Genomic DNA, 17,294 nt, shown 5'->3' with positions numbered 1-17,294 from the left:
TCGAACGAATTCGTTCAATTGCAGTCGTATGTGTGAGACTTGCCAACACTCGGACTGCCCTCGAGTTGAAACTATCCAGCGGGTTCCAGGACAAGGGAAGTTCTGTCGAAACCCGCGTATCGAGTGCTTCACTCACGGCTATGTGTCGTCGCCCCGAATAGCGTCTCGATGCTTCTGAGCAATTGGATCAGGATCCTCAAGTGGTGATCGCTCACCATGCTCCGAAGACGTTTTCTCAACGAGGTCTTCCAGCCGTCGGTTGACATCCTCCTCCGCGTAAACGCGGAGGAATCCCGAGCGGTGGGAGTTTCAGGTTCGCAGCCCAATCACCGGACTACCAGCCCTTTCGGGCGCGGGTAGTCCCACGGTATCGGACTGGTGGACTGCTGGCAGTGCCAAACTGCCGTTACCCCTATCCTTGACCGTGTACGGCGTCCCGGTGTTGTTTGTGCCACGGGGACGCCGGCAGGCGTCAACAGACTCGGGGGTATCGTCTGACTCGCTTTGAGCAGTCGGCACGTGGGCACACCCTTCGAGGATGTGACGTTCACCGATTGCCCTTTCGGATACTGCCTCGTTACGCGGGCGGACAGGCCGCCTCCGAAGGACGGGTCGGAATCCGCTCCGTTCCGACCGATTCCTATCCATGAATAGGGCTGCCTGTCACTTAAACGTCGATGTTCCGAAACTCAGAGTGCTGCCGAACGTGGATTCTCTCCCAAGTGACGGCGCGTATCCACGGCGTGAACGCCGTGGTATTGCGCCTGTTCAGCGTATAAGTAAGGATGACGACGAACCGGCGAACCTGTCTGTGAGACCAGTCCCTATGGAGAACCCCGCGGCAGTAGCTATGAGAGGACGTCAGGTGTCAAGAACGGGACTGCCGTCAACTGACAACGAGATCGTCTTAATTGATTCGCGGACGAGACACTGCCAGTCCATTCCGGTCCACTCGTCTTCGTAGCGCCACCAGCCAGTTGTATCGCGTTTGGGTTCGAAGCGGTAGCGCCGGCGAGTCTCCTCGTCAGGATTGAATTCGATGGTGAAACATGGTGCAGGTGGGGTCTTGCTGCGATCACGCTCGCTACCGGCGATCGTCGTCGCTGCCGTTAGTGCGGACTCAGCTGGAGTTGGCTGTTGGGTTTGCATGGTTGTTTTCGGTCGATTTCTTTTTCGACCTTCAGGTCCACCGGGAGATACAAACAGATCAGTTCGCACCGTTTACCAATCATTCTACAACTGAAAATTTGGGTCAGATCCGTACCAGTGCTGGGTTGCTTGTGCTATATCTCACAGATCGTCTCGGCGTGTAATTCACGCTGGACGGGAGCAACTCTACCCCTAATAGAGGGTGACTCACGAGGTGTAAGGCATGGTGCGAGGCACGGTGGGCGGCACCGCTCAGACTGGGCGGCACACCCCTGCCTAATCGGCAGACGGCAGCAGGTGTATGGCACCAAACACCGACTGATATAATACTAATAATACAGCTATCAGGAGGTTTGCCGATAGAACGTGACAATGGATCAGAGAGGGCCCCCACTAATGGCAAACCGTGCCGACGGGGGTGCACAGAAGACTCGATGTTGACGGGCCATGGCTAGAAGCGCTTGGGATATAGGTCAGGATGGGACTTCGTGTTTAGTTAACGATGAAGAGTGAGGCGAGTGAATTTCTTGCTGGTCTATGGCAGAAATCACACGCCTCAGCGGGAATAACGACTGGATTGATTTGGATTTTGTGGAGCGAGAGCGGACACCCGAGCCGGCGATGAAGCTCGGTATTCAGATGCATCTGGCTGGACTATCACTTTCGAATACCGTCTCTGCTCTTGATAGTTTGGGTGTCGAACGTTCTCGGAAAGCGGTTCACGATTGGGTACAGAAGGCCGATCTACAGCCGGTCAGCGGGAAGGCTCCGAATCAGGTTGCGGTTGACGAAACGGTGATTCGAATCAACGATCAGCAGTTCTGGCTGTACGCCGCCGCAGATCCACAAACGAGCGAATTACTCCATCTACGGCTGTTTTCGACCACGACAATCGGTCTCACCGAACTCTTTCTCAACGAACTGCGGGAGAAACACGATGTCGAATCCGCCGTGTTTCTCGTCGATGGCGCCAAACATCTCCAAACTGCACTCGACCGATCAGGGCTCCGATTTCAGACAGAACGCCACGGAAATCGGAATGCCATCGAACGTATATTCAGAGAAGTAAAACGACGAACCTCTTCGTTTTCAAACTGTTTCAGCCACGTCGAACCAGCAACAGCTGAAAACTGGTTGCAGAGTTTCGCTCGCTGGCACAATGCTCCAAACTAAACACGAGGGGATGGGAGACTACTGGGAGCGGAGAACGCTATCCTAAGCAGCAGCGTATCGACCGGCAGTACATAGAAAAGGTTTGAGAATAAGTGTCTGCATGAGCGAGTCGGTGACGGTTGCACGGCGGCTCTCCGAAGCGGAGTTAGACGATCGGCTGCAGGCAGCAGACGAAGCACCACGCATCCGCCGACTCGGCTTTATCAAAAATCTCTATTGCGGTGATTCGGTTCGAGAGGCAATCGCCCGGGAGGGCTTCTCGAGTTCAACCGGCTATCGATGGCTCAAGGCATGGAATACAGGCGGGATTACGGCGATGATGCCCGACTATGCTGGTGGGCGGCCGCCAAAACTGTCCAAGGAAGAACGGGAGCGATTTCGAGCGATCATTGAGCGAGAGCAACCCTGTACCACAACAGAGGTCGTAGAAATTCTTGACACAACCTTTGGGGTCACCTATGCACCGGCGTATCTACCACGGGTACTGGACGAGATCGGGATCGAGTACGAACCGCCAGACCGCGAGACAGCACCCCGCAAAGCGATCGTAGAAGCCATTGAGTGGGATGAAAAAGAGTCAATTCCAACGACAGGGCGACACCCCTACGATAGCCCCGAGCACCCCTCGACTGCGGGCTGGGTCCTTCAAGAGTAGTCTGTCCCAATCAATTTCTATCATAGATATTTTATTCCGCTGAGTGGTCAATTTACTGAACTACGAATCAGTTGGACTAATTATGTATCCTACCTTTGTGTGCGATCGTCCCATCTGTACTTTGAGCGTCACACACATATCCACATCCACACCCACTGGAGTGGCTGGCATGAGATAGTTTGCCAAGGGACACGGATGATGGGGTGATCTCTCTGGTATCGATCCGAGGCGAGTCGATGAGATGTTTGTCGGTAGAGTGGTGGATCGCTTCGTCGGTGTGTATGTAGAACACACGAGACGCTGTCCGGTCGCCACTACTCGGGGGCGGAGTTCTCTCCGAGACTGGTGGTCCGGTCACACAGACACGTAGCGACACTTCCGGGTGCGGCATTCCGTTGTCGACGGGGCCCGCCACACGTAGGGGGCCGATGCAATCCACCCATCGGTCTCTTTGTTGTATCGGGTTGCGTCGAGTGTCTCTCCCAACCTCTACTGCCACGTCCACCCACCGTGGTCCGAGCTACTGTCTCCCACCGACAGATCCGAGACGCTGCTTGAGCCAACTAGTCACTGTCGTGGTCCGGTCTCGACTCGATGTCGTTGCGTGCTCCCACCAGTTTGTAGACTGAGTCGCGACGCCGCGCTCGTCGCCGCGGCCGCGGTCCACCCAGCGCCTGACTCGGGCGGACACAGCAACGATGACCATGGACCCAATATGTTTCTCCCCGATCGATAATCGCGATCATCTTCCCGCGCCCGGTAGCCTGGTCAGCACTCGGGGTGGTGTGATCGGCGGGGTGTTCCGAGTCGGTGTTGCTTCGACTTTGGGACGGTCGTAGGACGTCCGGTTCGGAACGCGGACACAGAACGCGTCTCGATCGATTACTGGTGTCCCACCGTTGTCGGTGCAGTGATGGTCGGTGATTTTGGAGGCCTGTCGGTCCGGACACACTATCGGTTTCATCAACACGGTTGGTTGGTATCGACGAGGGTCTAGTATCGTGGTGGGAGCCACGCCACGGACAGGTCTTGCGACGATTTTTCCGGGTCGTGTCCTAGCCAAGAGCCGCCGGTGGCGAGGCACTTGGGGCCCCTCCTGGGCGGCCCGAGTGGATGGTGGCAACCACTGATGTTACGCATGGCTATTAGTATTATATCAGTCGGTGCTGTGTGCCACACACCTGCTGCCGTCTGCCGATTAGGCAGGGACGTGCCGCCCAGTCTGAGCGGTGCCGCTCACCGTGCCTCACACCATGCCGTTCGGTGTCGATGCTGGGGGTCATCCCAACGATACGGGACCTAGACGACGCCGTCTCTTGTTAATGGTTGCTGTGTTGCGATACCGCTTATATTTGAGGTAGAGATGGATAGTGCTTCTCTGCGAAGCGTTTCGAGCCCTGCGTAATCTTCATCTCCGCTCCCCAGGAGTGGTCCTGCGAGGAACCTATGATCGAGACGAACGTGACTGCAGACGTCTTGGCTGTGGTCTGAGATCCGGTCTAGAATGGTCATCAATCACCTCTCTGAGCGGTCCCCACAGAGGCAATCACGAGCCGTAGTGATCCCATCTCAGTCTTCGGAGAGGGGATCACTCAGGGTGATTTTGCTCCCCATTGTCGGATGGACGAGATTAGGAGAGGGTTCGTCCAGCGTCCGCTCTTGATTGTCTGTTGATGTGGGCGAACGAGTGACTCGCATGGGGTGGGCGAGTGTGCAAGCGGTGTGTCCCCAAGGACCCGGCAGCGATTCTTGAGACAGCTATCCGAATCTACGGCTTACGCTTTGGTGGTTTCCCCCAATAGTAGGACAGGGTGTCGTTAAGGTGTATCTTTGTCTCTGTCTTGGTGGAGGGTTGGGTGAACTTTGTCTCTGTCTTGGTGGAGAGTTGGGTGTTTCCTTGTCTCTGTCTTGGTGGAGATCTGGGTGTATCCTTGTCTCTGTCTTGGTGGAGAGTTGGGTGTTTCCCTGTCTCTGTCTTGGTGGAGAGTTGGGTGACCTATCGCCGTCTTGGTGAAGGATCTCTTGTTTCTATCCTGGTGGAGCGCTGGCTGAATCCCTGTCGCTATCTTGATCAAGAGTTGTCGCTGTTCCAATCCTGTCTTGGTGAACATTTGTTCCCCTTCTGGGGCCGAACTGAGGTTGCTCACGGATCCTGCTGAGGTCTCTCTCAACATGCTCACGATGGAGTGCAGCTGGACTCTCAGTCGAATGTTCGGCATGAGTGAGTCGAACCTGAGGGCCCGAACAAACTGGCTCTGTGGCAAGATAGCGAGTACAACTATTGTCTTTTTTGGATCGATGTATCTGGGATGAGCTGTCTTTGTTCTTGAACTTCCGAATTCTCCCCGGAAATACGCGATAGAATTGCTAACTCTAACAATTTGTATTATATGCCCCTCCAATTACCACGATGAAAGTCAACCAAAAACTATCGACTGAGCGACATAGCCATCCCGCGACGTAGGGCCTCTCAGCAAGACAGACACTCCCCTGACAAACGTCTGTGAGTCTCCCCCTGCCAGCTGGACTGAAGTGACGCCGCCCGAGCGGATCAAGTCAGCGATGGGGTGGCCAACAATATGTCGCGAACGGCTCGCGAAACACTACTCACCACTCACCACGCACACACCCATGGCAACAACCGACGATTCGGACTCCCATCTCGGAATCGGTATTCGTCAACCGCCCGTTGAGGAGACCAAATTCGACCGCGAGAGGGTCGTTTTCGTCAAAGTCCCCGCGTCGATGGAAAGTACCTTCGAGTCCGGGCCAACGAAAGGCACGATCGCACTTGCAGACATCTTCGCGCAAGATCGAAACGAGGTTGACGACGTTCAACAGTTTACCTGGCCCGTCGCTGACGGGCTGATGTACGCTTTTCGTGCATACAACTCGACGGTCCAATCGACGACACAGAAGAGTGTACAACCCAGCGGAGCAGACGGTGAACCGCTTCCAGAGCCGCTACAAACGGTCTATGAGACACTGAGTATTGAGTTGCCGGACGCACTCAAGATACGTATCGGTACACTCCCGCTGGGACTTTTCGGGTCGTCACCAGCGCTTGGAACACGACTTGTGATGGAGGACAAAAATCAGAAGCCTGCTGGTCGCGAAAAAGTATCCGAGGCGGACGCAAACGCTCTTTTCGAAGATCTTGCCGGAGAACCGTTCCTCTATCACGTGCTATACCGCCAGTCGAGCAAGCTCCCAGAAAGCAACGAGTATCAGGTTACCGTTCGGATCTTCTTATTTAATCCGAAATATAAGATCAGCACCGAAAGTGAATACGCCCGCTGTCTTCGGTTCGGTCGAGAATGCGACCCTGCTGACTCATTTGCGGACCTTGGAGTCTCATCGAGTCTCGCTGTAATTGATGACGGGTATAACGTCTCGTGGCTTGATGATGATGTAGTGATGCCCGATCGGGAGAGCGGGCTCCCGCATTTTACTGCGGGACAATCGCTTATCACCGGCAAAAAGGAGTTCACAAAGATGCAGCGAGGTCAGTACGGTGCCTCCGATCTGCTTGAGGATCGCTGTGCGTATACGAGCCTTCTTGCTCGGGAGGTCGATCTCGAACACTACGTTGGACTCGGTACAATCGATCCGGGTGTCGATCCTTGGCAAAAGGCCCCGCAGGCGATCGGCTTGGATATTGACGATATCGGTGCCGATCCCGAAGAACTGCTCCCGGAAAAAATGACAATCGGCGTCAATGAACCAATAGAGGATAGCGAGTTTGATCAAGCCCTAGCGACTGCCAACGACGGCAGTAAACCCCACCGGGAAGCAATCAAACATGTCGCCATTGCCTTCAAAAGCGAAGGGTACGACGTCAGGGTCGTCGTCCAAGATACGAGATCGCGTCCAGATCTGTGGGTTCGTCGTGATGATGGCGAAATCTTCGCCGTCGAAGTCGAATGCCAAACGAGATCTAAACCTGCGAGCGTCTATACGAATCTCATCCGGCAGGCTGTCTGGGGATATAAGACCATTTCTGTAATAGTAGCCCAAAAAGATGATGACGGGAATACTGAATCACTCGATACGCTCGGCACGTGGGCACTTAAGAGCCTTGCGGTCCCGATGGAACATCGCGACCCAACCAAAACACAGCTTCACAACGGTACAGGGACGATCGTTGTCGATGGCAAAACGATGCTGTTGCCTGAGGGGGTCTCTGAATCCAATTGGTGGGTGACCTGTGAAGCCGAGTTTTTGCTCGTTCACGACGGCAAAATACTCGCACGCGGGGACGCGACGGAGCCGTTCGAGGCATTTGAGTTCAATCTCCCGCGATACTACAAGGAAGACGACCACTACGTCGTCGAAAACAAATATGGGAAGACCGTCCAGACATACGAAGATGACTCAAACATCGAAAACACCAGAGTACGCCCGTGCCATCGGCCGGTTGATCTGAGTTATCTCCGATTCGTGGAGGCGCTCTACTGTTATGATCCTAATACCAAAGAACTCGTCCAACAAGAGATGACCGCACAGTGGGATGTCGAACAAGCCTCTACCCGAAACGAAAAAAGCCATCAGCAGGCGTTTGAAGCGTTCCTCGTCGAACACGAAAACGACGACCCGATCCTCGAGCGGGAGTGTCGACCGTTTATCAAAGACTGGATCGCGCAGCTCAGCACTCACGATCATCCGGGCAATAATATCTTCGGAAACTACAGAAAAGATTACTACCCGCGTAAGCGGATCTCAACGAAATTTGGAATGGAGCCTAGCTATCCTGGTGTCTCATTCCGCTATCCACGCGGGCTCGTCTCCCCAGACCTGCCTGGACTCGACACCAAGCCAATCTTCCCCGATCGCTGGAACATCGCTGCTGAAGACGTGCTCCGGGAGCCGCTGATCTACGGGCTCGACGATCGGAGTGAAGTTAAATCGAAGACCGCAGATAGTTTGGATACTGATATTTAATATCGCTATCTGATCATCTGTTGCACTCTCCCTTCCAATGACCGACCAAACTGCTCCCAACAGCTCGGCTGGCAAGACAGTTACTGTCTCTCAGGACGATGAACTACGGTTGAACGCAGGCGTGTACCAGCCACATTTCACCAATACAGAGTACGTTCGCCTCGGGACACACCCGAACTTGGATCTGATTTTCGTGCGACCGGTAACCGTTGAGACTGAGGATCCATCTAAGGAGGTTACCGAGTTCGCCTACAAGATAGATGATACCCGCTATACCGGTGAAATAACTTGTCGGCGGTTTCTCCAGCAACATAACTACCACCATACGACTACAACGCGGTACGTTGCGGAGTGGTGGCCTGACCCGGCTGTTCTGTGTATTGACCTTACTGATTCGGTTCCGATGACAGAGAATCCTTGATCTGTGGTCGGCGTAGACCTCAACGAGCTTGACCTCCTCCCACGGCTGAAGCCGTGGGATTCCCCGATGGGGATATTAGGGTTGCGCGTTTCCTCGGCGGCTCAAATACGCTTTCGCGTGACCAGCGTCAACGGTCGCCGCCCAATTGTTACCGAGGGCGTGCTTTCCAGCGCGTGTAGCCGGGTCAAAGCGGCCTTCCCACCTGCACGTGGCAGGCAACCGCGAAGCGGTCGGCAGGGTGTTCAGCCTGCTGGGCTGCACGGTTCGTGGCACCCGAAGTGTTACGGCTGAAGACGGACGACCCGTCCGTTCTCTCATCTCGGATCGTGTCGTTGAGGTTGCCTCCGACGGAGTCGGATGGATCTTGCCCGGCCATCCCACCGAGCGTACCGGCGAACAGTTGACCTTCGATCCGTACGACGCCGCGGAACTGCGAGCGATTCTAAAGCATCGTGTGGACCGCATGTTCGCCGACAAGGCGTGTGACCTCTCCGAAATGTGGATTTCACAGGTGGTGATCTGCCCGAGTTTGATCCCTAATCCCCCACGAATACTGTGAAGTACGATATCTATCCTCGCCTGAACCTACTCCGTCGGTTGGTGTTCGCTGTGGACGCCAGCTCAATATCTCAAAGTGTCCAAAAAATAAGGCTCCGGGCCGTCGTTGCGTGCCGGTCCGGTCAGCGTTCGTAGGTGACCGGGAACCGCCAAGCTCGATCCGGGATTACCCAGTCTCCTCTTTTTATGATCTCGATCTCCGGCGCATCATGCAGGGCGTCGCCGAATTCGGCAGCGCTTGGGCGCGTCTGATTCGTGGCGTTCAGCCAAGCCCTGTAGCGACTGCGGAACTCAGCTTTCTCCAGCTGATGATCCTCAACGCTGACTGAGAACTGCTCAAAGAATGCAGTCAGCGTGGCTCGGGTTGCCGCAGTCGATTCTCGCTCCGGCTGGGTGTAGGTACAGAGTGTGTCGCCGTCGGCTGGATCCCGGTAGTGGATCGTGATGTCGCACCGGTAGCTGAGACGATCCGGCCTGAACCAGCCCTGGATGGGGGCATAGGACGCCCTGAGTTCGGCCTCCGAGTCGAGGGTAGCGACGGTTTTCCTGCTACCTCCCTTGAGTTTCACTTCAGCCGTACCGTCCTCATCCTTTGCGATGAAGACGCCATCCGGCAGGTCGGTGTCAGCGTCGATCGAAGCCTCACCGCCCGGCAGTCGAAGCGTCTCCGTGCCAACGGTGAGTTCGGCCCCTCCGGTGGCGGGCAACTCAACCGTGGCCGGGGGTGTGCTTGTCTCTCGGACGAGGCGGTCGCCAGCAGGTGTCCGAAGCGCCGATAGGGTCCGGTACGGGACGGCCCCGCTGTCGGTTTGGGCCTTCACGGGGTTTTTTGTGAATTCATGGACCGCCCTGGCGACGTGTTTGTTCGGGACGATCACGCGCGTGGTCGAGCCCGTCTGGGTGGCCGCTTTCAGCCGCCGGCCGAACTCTCCCGGCTTGCGGGCACCAGCCTCTGTAATGATACTGTCTTCAGTGGTTGATTCGTCGGGGGCGAGTGTGTCGTGGACGAGACTGACATCGTCGCGGGGATTCCCCGAGTGTCGCTCGTCGGTGTGCCTATCGCACATTGCATGCTCTCATCGGGGCAGAGGGAGTATGAACGGGTTGATAATTAGAACTGATTTTGTGATCGTGAAATCGATTCGAAATAGCGACAGATTCATATATTTTTTATATATTGCTGTGGACTGACGACGATCGCCGCTGAAGCGGTCAAACGAGATCATAAGCCACTCATTTGTGACCGCCTCATTTCGTATCGCAACACTACCCGACAATTGCCCAAACTTCTTTTATTGCCCCCAGTTTTTGCTACAATAATGCCGAGCAAACGTACTATAATTGTTACAGACAGCGGTCTTGCTGACTTTCCTGATGAACTGCAAGCCGCGATTGGTGATGCCACAATCACCTCTGAAGAATATGATCTTCTTAAGTATCTGTGCGACAACGATATTCGGGCTCTCACCGACGAATGTGACCGGAGCGAGCTTGAAGCAGAATTAGATTTTTATGCCGCTCAAATCGACCGTATCACTGAATCGCTTGCTGACGCCGGTCTCATAACGATCAAAGAACTCCCTTCGAGATATTATTATATGATCGATCTTCCTGACCAAGATACCGACTCGGGCCCGTCTGACGACACGCCCCACTCTATTCCACCATCCGATCTACCTACGACACCGACTGGTGACTGCGGCCCAGCATGGACCTTCGCTGGATCTGTCCTGTCCCCCCGTGGCGTCGCTGTCGGCGGATACTTTCCCACTCGGGAGGTGAACTGCTATCGGTCGCCGTCTCCCCGTCAGGGGGGGTTCCAATCAACTGGTACGCCGCGAGACGCAAGTGCAGTCCTCTCCTCAGTGGGTAGCAACCCTCAGTCGGAGCCAGCCACAGCAACGCCTGACACCAGTTCTGGTACAGAGACTGTCGACGCTTACTCAGCGGCGCATCCGGAGTTCGAATCTGCCTCCCAACCTGACTCTTCCACGCCGCAGTGTTCAGCACGTCACGAGTGGGACAGGCCAGCTCCACCTAATCCGGCCCTAATCACCATCGCCGCAGCTGCTCTTACCGGGTGCCTTCATTATCTCACCGCTCTCCCATCTCACTCTGCGCTCCTTGGCTTCGTTCTGTTCATGGCTATCTATCTCGTTGCCTTTGCTCTGACCATTTCTGATCACACGCCCCCCACTCTCGTCTTCGATTCGCCCTCATATTAGGAACGTAACACTGCGAGAAGGGAATTGTAGAGTAGCTCACTCTCAACTACCCTACCCTTGACCCCACTTCGCTCATCTTGCTGTGTTCGCTCGTCCGTGCGCCCTCGTTACCGTTGGCGAATTAATAGATATTCAAGCCGAAACCCAAGAGATCCGCTGTGGTGTACGTTCGAGGTCACTTGCAGGGTGATTGCGGGTGAGTCCGTTACGGAATCCGCCTCGACCTATAACTAAGAAACATATTATTCACGAACGGTCGGTCCCAGACGGCCGAACACGCAGCCATCCGTCCTTCGTGCCTCCCTTGCCACCAGTACGATCCGGTATGAGCGAAGGGACACAGAAGTCGTCATGTACGAACTTGCTGACTATCAGTCCGACTGGGACTACACCGACGATGGAGGAAAACGGAACCGGTACATCGCTGCCTTTCGGATCCTTATCAATGACAACACGATTCCCGTCCGTGATTGTGACATCCTGAAACAGAGGCGATCTCGGTGTTAAAACGCGAACTGTATGAACCCCAGACGAGTCGGAAGGTTCCCGGAATGAAAGAAGCGGCCCGTGCGCTCTGGCAACATGCCGAAAAGAAATCGAACAATCGCGAGAATGAACCGGGGAAAGTCGATAAGATCAAAGATTGAACATGGCGATGGCCCCGTGGTGTGACATCCCCCGATCTTCCATTTGCCGATACGTCTCCGCATGAGTTTGATGTTGAGCAGTGGTTGTGAACCGCCTCGTGGCCAAGCCACGAGGCCTCCCGTTGATGCTAAAGCATCGTGTGGACCGGATGTTTGCCGACGAGGCGTGTGACTTCTCAATCACTAACCCACCCCTTCAGGAGTGGGCTTGTCGGTTTCCGTTCTAGTCCGAGCGGGGTGTCACCTTCTCCGCCCTAAAGGGCGGAGCTTGTCGGTGGACTCCCGTTCTGGCCGACCCTACTGGGTGGCAGGCGAGTAGCCGCCGTTCACGTTCAGCGTCCCCGACTTCAGGGCGAGGTGACGTGTCGCCCCTCCGTGCGGAGACTTTTGCCCCGCACGGAGTAGCCGAAATCCGATGTTCTTCGCCGCGTTGTAGTCTGCGTTGACCTCGTAGCCACACTTCTGGCAACAGAACTTCGCTTGCGACGGACGGTTCTCGTCCAGCGTCGTCCCGCACTTCGAACACCGCTTGGACGTGTACGCCGGGTCTACCTGTGTGGCGTCGATACCCTCCGCTTGGGCCTTGTACTCTGTGTAGTCGTACAAGCGATGGAACGCCCACGCATGGAACTTCTTTGCGCCCGGCATCCGGTCGCGGATGTCCGTTAACTCCTCGAAGGCTATCCGGTCGCACCCGTGCGCGACAGCTTCTTGGACGATGGCTTTTGAGATACGGTGTAGGTAAACTTCGACCCACCGTGTCTCTCGGTCGCCCATCCGTTCAATACTTCGATGGGCTGATTCCGTGCCTGTCCGTTGGAGGTCGCCACGGACCCGCTCGTACTCCCGACGGCGGTGATTGAGGTAGTCGCCGCTCCAGAACATCCCGGTTGACGTGACGGCAATCTGTTCGATACCGAGGTCCACGCCGAGGACTGTGCTGTTCTCGGCGTCGCCTTCGTCCGGCATCTCGGACTCCACGTCGGCCTTCGTTCCGATGTGGAGAAAAAAGGTGTCCGTCGCGTCGCGGTACTGAAGCGTCGCACCCGTGACCTCGTAGTCGTTGTCGCGGAGGTGCTTCGTGTGCGGGTTGTCTCCATCTGGTGGAAGGACGTAGTCGGCTTCGATACGTCCGTTCACCGTGGAGAGGGATACGCGGTCGTTGTGGAACGTCGCACTCCGTTTGTCGTATCGGACGGATGGGGTCGTGAAGTGCGGTTGCGACGCCTTCTTGCCGTTTTGCCAACGGGCAACGACGCCCTTGATGGCTTCGGCGGCTTTGTTGCGTGCGGATTGAACGAGGTTGGCTTGAAGCTGTGTCTGTTCGCGCACGTCGGAGTACGTCCGGTCGTGGAGTTTGGTTTTCGAGGTGGGCTTGTAGTCGTCTTGCCACGCGTCTCGGACGACGTAGTTGCACGCCCACAGGTACTCCTCGACGGTTTCGTGGAGGAGAGTCGCGTCGCTGTCGTCCATATCGAGTTTGACGACGACCGTGCGACGCACCTCCGCCATATTTCATATGTAGAACCTCACATTCATACAGGTTGCGTTTGATGCGGGGAGTCGGTCGGCCACCGAACGGCGGTTGTTTCTCACCGTGTCGCGTTCCTCCCCGCCGTAAACGGCGGGGTTTCCCGCTTGTAGAAAGGTGAACGTGAACATGCCGGAGGACATGGGACGGGCGAGCGAGTTGCTCAGGTCCGGTGAGCACAGACTACGTCTCACGATCTGCGATTCACCGGCGTTCGTCCGACTGCTCGCTGTGTCACTGCCTCGGTCGTTCTCGGACGATCCCACTGAAGAGATAGATATATTTCTACTACCAAAGACATATATCTGTTAAGATCGTCTTCGAGCGTATGTCAGGGGACTCTACGTGGGACCCGGCGTCGTCGGACGGGCATGAGGAGACGCGACAACAGTGGACACGCAAGCGAACCACGTTTCAGCGGGTATACGACGTCATAACCGGCGTCACAGACTATATGGATGCGGGCGCAATCGCCGATCGCGCGGATTGCTCTACTGACGGGGCTCGAGATGCGCTCACCCAACTGGTCGAGATGGGAATCATCGATAAACGTGGGACCCGTCCTGTGGAGTATCGACGCAACGAGTCGTATTTTCAGTGGAAACGCGTCGAACGGCTAGCCGACGAACACACCTATGCGGAACTCCGGGAGCGCTTGGATCAGCTCCTCGAAGAGGATGCTGACCTCCAGCGGTCGTTCGATGTCCCCACGCCCGATTCTGTCGAAGTCGCTCGGATCGAGAACGGTGAACACGCAGCTGTCCACGATCGACTCGAGTCGCTGTCTCGGTGGCGCACGGTCCGACGTGATATCGAACTGCTCCAGCAGGCCGTCTCGCGGGCAGCCGATCGGCAACGTGACGGTAGCGACCTCGATGCGTCGGCCTGACCTCGAAAGACATGTCGGATGAACCATCCCCGGATGACGAGCCTGTCGGTGGTCGACTCGACCGGACGACGATGCGGACGCTCGGTCAACGGGCCGCAACACATCCGCTCGTCGATTCGTGGGCGTTCGAGCCTGACTCGATCTCGCCGCGCTCGCTCGCGATCTCGCTCGACTCGACCGCGTATCCCGACGGTTGACGCCGCACGGATCGACATCCACTGGTTCGTGACGAACGACTACTACGTCCATTACGTCGAGACTCGTGGCACATCTCGATACCAGTGCCGATGGAACCGCCATCCGAAGACGGACGCACCCAGAACACATGTTCATCCACCCCCGGACGCCGGCGATGCGGAACCATCAGCGCTTGGCGCCCACCATCTCGACGTGTTGTTCACGGTTCTCGACCGTATCACCGAACGCGTCGAGATGCTCCACAACGACGTGGGTAACGCTGGTTGAACCTACTCGGTCGATTGACGTACGCTGCAGACACCGGCTCACTCTCTCTAGGTATCGAAAAATGAGACTCCGGGTACTCGTTGCGTGCCGGTCCGGTCAGCGTTCGTAGGTGACCGGGAACCGCCAAGCTCGATCCGGGATTACCGCCCAGTCTCCTCTTTTTATGGTCTCGATCTCCGGCGCACTATGCAGGGCCTCGCCAAATTCGGCAACGCTTGGGCGCGTCTGATTGCGCGGATTTGAGCTACTCACCGCTTTAGCGGTGGGAGTTCAAGCGGCCTCGTCACGAAAGCGTTCGATGAGGTGCTTATACCCGTCTTTGTCCTCGAACACCTCATAGTCGTCGTCAGCACCAACGAGGAGAATGACAGTCCGATCACTGTTGTTGTCGAGGTCTTTGGCGGCGGCGATGGCGTATGCGTCTCCGATAGCTGGGCTGTACGTGGCTTTCACGTCTGCCGCAGTTTCCCACAGGGGGTCGACGTTGTATTCGGCCACGCCCATATCTCGGAGGGCGTCAATATGGGCGTCAGCCTGTTCGACAGATGCTCTTCGAGTGGCGATGTACCGGAATTCCGCGAGATTGATCGTGGCGATGTATCCGTCGCGTTCGCCGTCGTACACGCGGTCGAGCCAGTGTTCGACCTCGCTTGCGCCCGGTTCGTCAAAGGAAAAGGCAAGCAGTGCCTCGGCATCGAAGACGATCGTCATCTATCGTGCTGGGACAGTCCGTACTTCTCATCGGTCTGGTTCTTGTCTCGCTCTCGTTCGGCACGAAGCTGTTCCATGGCCGACTGCGCTTGCTCTGTCTCATCTTCGGATGCAAGTGCGCCTCGAAGCTCAGCCGGACGCTTGACCGGGCGAACCACGATCTCGCCCTGTTCATTCTCGACGAATCGGACCCGGCCTGGGGTGTCAATATGCAGTTTGTCACGGAACTCCTTCGGGATCGTTGCTTGCCCCTTGCTGGTGACCGTTACGGTCGTCCCGTCTTCAGACTCGCTCATGAGTAATGAGGATTCTCGGTAATACTTTAATCTTTGTATTACTCTTCTGAACTTGCGGAGGAAGAGGCTGTGTGCAGCAGAAAACGCAACTCATCGCTCAGTAGGTCTGGATGTGGGCGACGGTGCCCTCATACTCACTCCCATCTAACTCCTGCAAGAGATTCCCATCGGCGGTGTAGGCTGTCGCATCCCGTTCGACGGCGAGTGCGACGTAGGCAGCGTCGTAGGCCGTGATGTCAACGGTGTTCGCGATCTCCGCGATGGAGCCGACTGATCCAAACGAAACGAGTTCGATACCGTAGTTGTCAAGCGAGTTTGCGGCTTCGTGGAGTCGCTCGCCATCGTAGTGGCCGCTGTACTTGAGTGCATTGACCGCCTCGAAAGGCATGAGCGCCGGTGCGCACAGGTCGTGTTTGCCGTTGAGGAACTCGTCACGAAGTGCTCGGGCCTGTTCGTGATGCTGCTCGGGAATGTACCACTTGACGACAGTACTAGTGTCGACGACGACATCGGCCATCAGGGTCGCTCCTCGCTATATCGGGTGTCACGGAACTCACGAATCTGTTCTGCCGTGTTCGTCGTCGCTACCTTGTCGGCGTCGATGGCACCGCTCAATCGCTCGCTGGTCGCAACTGCATGGGCGAGGTTCCGCGATTCCAGACTCTGTAGTTCCTCCTCGATGTGGTCACGGAGCACTGCACTCCAGTTTACGTCATCGTGTTCATCCATCCGTGCTTTCACTTCGTCGGGGACACGAAAACTGACACTTCCCATAGAGTATTATATGTACTACGGTATTATTAGTCTTACACCATATCGTTGCCTTTGGTTTGACTATCCGTAATGTCACACCTCCCACTCTTTCCGTCGACTTGTCCTCCATAGCAGGCCAGTGAACTACTTTTCGATGCGGTTTCAGTCCACGTAGTCCAGATGACCGCTCAAATCTACTCGAAAGATTGCAGTCAGATAGCTGTCGCCGTCGACGAGAAACTCGGCGTTTGAGAGATCGTGTTTCTCGGTGAGTTGCTCAAGAAACTCTGTCGGTGGATCGATGCCTTGTTGATCAAAGAGATCGACACCGAGCAACAACTTTGAACGCACAATCCAGTCAGGCAATTCTCGAAGAATTGGCTGAAGCGTTCGACTCGTGGTACGCTTACTGCACGAACGGTAACGAAGGAGCGAACCCGCCCCTACGGTAAGCATGGTGACGACCACCCACGCTCAACGGTCACGTTCAAAGAGGACAGCTTCAAGCCCGACTCCGACCACGACCGGATTCGACTCTCGAAAGGTGCGAACCTGCAAGAATCATGGTCGGATTTCGTTCTCTGTGCGTACGCCGTCGACCCAGACGTGGACGTACAGAACGTCCAGCAGGTCCGGGCCATCTGGACCGGCGACGAGTGGGAGTTGCACATTGTCTGTCGTGTCGAGACACAACCGGAGCCTCCCGGCGATCGGGTGGCGGGTATCGACCTCGGTATCTGCAATTTCGCCGCCGTCACGATCGGTCACGAAGCCCTGCTGTATCCCGGCGGGGCGCTCAAAGAGGACGACTACTACTTTCAGAAACAGCGGGCCAAATGCGGCGACACCGACTCCCGCCAAGCACGATGACTGGACCACA

The 17,294-nt window shown here is 56.1% G+C and carries 14 protein-coding genes and 1 pseudogene; 7 read left to right on the top strand and 8 right to left on the bottom strand.

What is annotated here, in order from left to right:
• Positions 1–861 precede the first annotated feature (861 nt).
• The gene (locus EI982_RS08495) at positions 862–1,149 is read right to left on the bottom strand and encodes a hypothetical protein (RefSeq protein WP_157689294.1); all 288 of its coding nucleotides are present in this window, start codon (positions 1,147–1,149) and stop codon (positions 862–864) included.
• A gap of 537 nt (positions 1,150–1,686) precedes the next feature.
• On the opposite strand from EI982_RS08495, the gene EI982_RS08490 reads away from it, so the two are divergent.
• From EI982_RS08490 to EI982_RS08470, 4 genes are all read left to right on the top strand, one after another.
• A complete protein-coding gene (locus EI982_RS08490; protein ID WP_157689293.1) occupies positions 1,687–2,322 on the top strand; it encodes an IS6 family transposase in 636 nt (211 codons plus the stop codon).
• A 100-nt stretch (positions 2,323–2,422) separates the two neighbouring features.
• A complete protein-coding gene (locus EI982_RS08485; protein WP_157689292.1) occupies positions 2,423–2,977 on the top strand; it encodes a helix-turn-helix domain-containing protein in 555 nt (184 codons plus the stop codon).
• 2,631 nt (positions 2,978–5,608) lie between these two features.
• Positions 5,609–7,918, top strand: a complete 2,310-nt coding sequence (locus EI982_RS08480; RefSeq protein WP_233255313.1) for a hypothetical protein — start codon at positions 5,609–5,611, stop codon at positions 7,916–7,918.
• A 629-nt stretch (positions 7,919–8,547) separates the two neighbouring features.
• Positions 8,548–8,898: a hypothetical protein gene (locus EI982_RS08470; protein WP_157689290.1), complete on the top strand. Its 351-nt coding sequence runs from the start codon at positions 8,548–8,550 to the stop codon at positions 8,896–8,898.
• A gap of 121 nt (positions 8,899–9,019) precedes the next feature.
• Here EI982_RS08470 and EI982_RS08465 read toward each other — a convergent pair whose 3' ends face one another.
• On the bottom strand, positions 9,020–9,964 hold the full coding sequence (locus EI982_RS08465; RefSeq protein ID WP_157689289.1) for a hypothetical protein: 945 nt from the start codon (positions 9,962–9,964) through the stop codon (positions 9,020–9,022).
• Between the two features lie 2,102 nt (positions 9,965–12,066).
• Positions 12,067–13,281, bottom strand: coding sequence for an RNA-guided endonuclease InsQ/TnpB family protein (locus tag EI982_RS08460; protein ID WP_157689288.1), 1,215 nt, complete (start codon positions 13,279–13,281; stop codon positions 12,067–12,069).
• Between the two features lie 347 nt (positions 13,282–13,628).
• On the opposite strand from EI982_RS08460, the gene EI982_RS19220 reads away from it, so the two are divergent.
• Both EI982_RS19220 and EI982_RS18350 read left to right on the top strand, forming a co-directional pair.
• On the top strand, positions 13,629–14,189 hold the full coding sequence (locus tag EI982_RS19220; RefSeq protein ID WP_157689287.1) for a DUF7342 family protein: 561 nt from the start codon (positions 13,629–13,631) through the stop codon (positions 14,187–14,189).
• A gap of 225 nt (positions 14,190–14,414) precedes the next feature.
• A complete protein-coding gene (locus tag EI982_RS18350; RefSeq protein WP_199243769.1) occupies positions 14,415–14,654 on the top strand; it encodes a toxin-antitoxin system TumE family protein in 240 nt (79 codons plus the stop codon).
• A gap of 270 nt (positions 14,655–14,924) precedes the next feature.
• On the opposite strand, the gene EI982_RS08445 is transcribed toward EI982_RS18350, so the two are convergent.
• The 5 genes and pseudogenes from EI982_RS08445 to EI982_RS18710 all read right to left on the bottom strand — a co-directional run.
• Entirely contained in the window at positions 14,925–15,365 is a 441-nt protein-coding gene (locus EI982_RS08445; protein WP_157689286.1) for a PIN domain-containing protein, read from the bottom strand.
• Positions 15,362–15,661, bottom strand: a complete 300-nt coding sequence (locus tag EI982_RS08440) for an AbrB/MazE/SpoVT family DNA-binding domain-containing protein (protein WP_157689285.1) — start codon at positions 15,659–15,661, stop codon at positions 15,362–15,364. Before EI982_RS08440 ends, EI982_RS08445 begins: the two co-directional genes overlap by 4 nt.
• A gap of 97 nt (positions 15,662–15,758) precedes the next feature.
• A complete protein-coding gene (locus EI982_RS08435) occupies positions 15,759–16,178 on the bottom strand; it encodes a type II toxin-antitoxin system VapC family toxin (protein WP_157689284.1) in 420 nt (139 codons plus the stop codon).
• Complete coding sequence (locus tag EI982_RS08430; protein ID WP_157689283.1) at positions 16,178–16,390, bottom strand: AF_0619 family ribbon-helix-helix protein; 213 nt, start codon at positions 16,388–16,390, stop codon at positions 16,178–16,180. The genes EI982_RS08435 and EI982_RS08430 overlap by 1 nt, the downstream gene beginning before the upstream one ends.
• 189 nt (positions 16,391–16,579) lie before the next feature.
• Positions 16,580–16,759, bottom strand: a pseudogene (locus EI982_RS18710) (IS6 family transposase); the annotation flags it as partial.
• A gap of 261 nt (positions 16,760–17,020) precedes the next feature.
• Here EI982_RS18710 and EI982_RS19025 point away from each other — a divergent pair.
• A complete protein-coding gene (locus tag EI982_RS19025; protein ID WP_157689281.1) occupies positions 17,021–17,284 on the top strand; it encodes a transposase in 264 nt (87 codons plus the stop codon).
• Positions 17,285–17,294: the final 10 nt, after the last annotated feature.

This window comes from Haloplanus salinarum, assembly GCF_009762275.1.
In the GTDB taxonomy this organism is placed as follows: domain Archaea; phylum Halobacteriota; class Halobacteria; order Halobacteriales; family Haloferacaceae; genus Haloplanus; species Haloplanus salinarum.
Note: the sequence above shows the minus strand (reverse complement) of the source record. Positions and strands in the feature narration are given on the sequence as shown.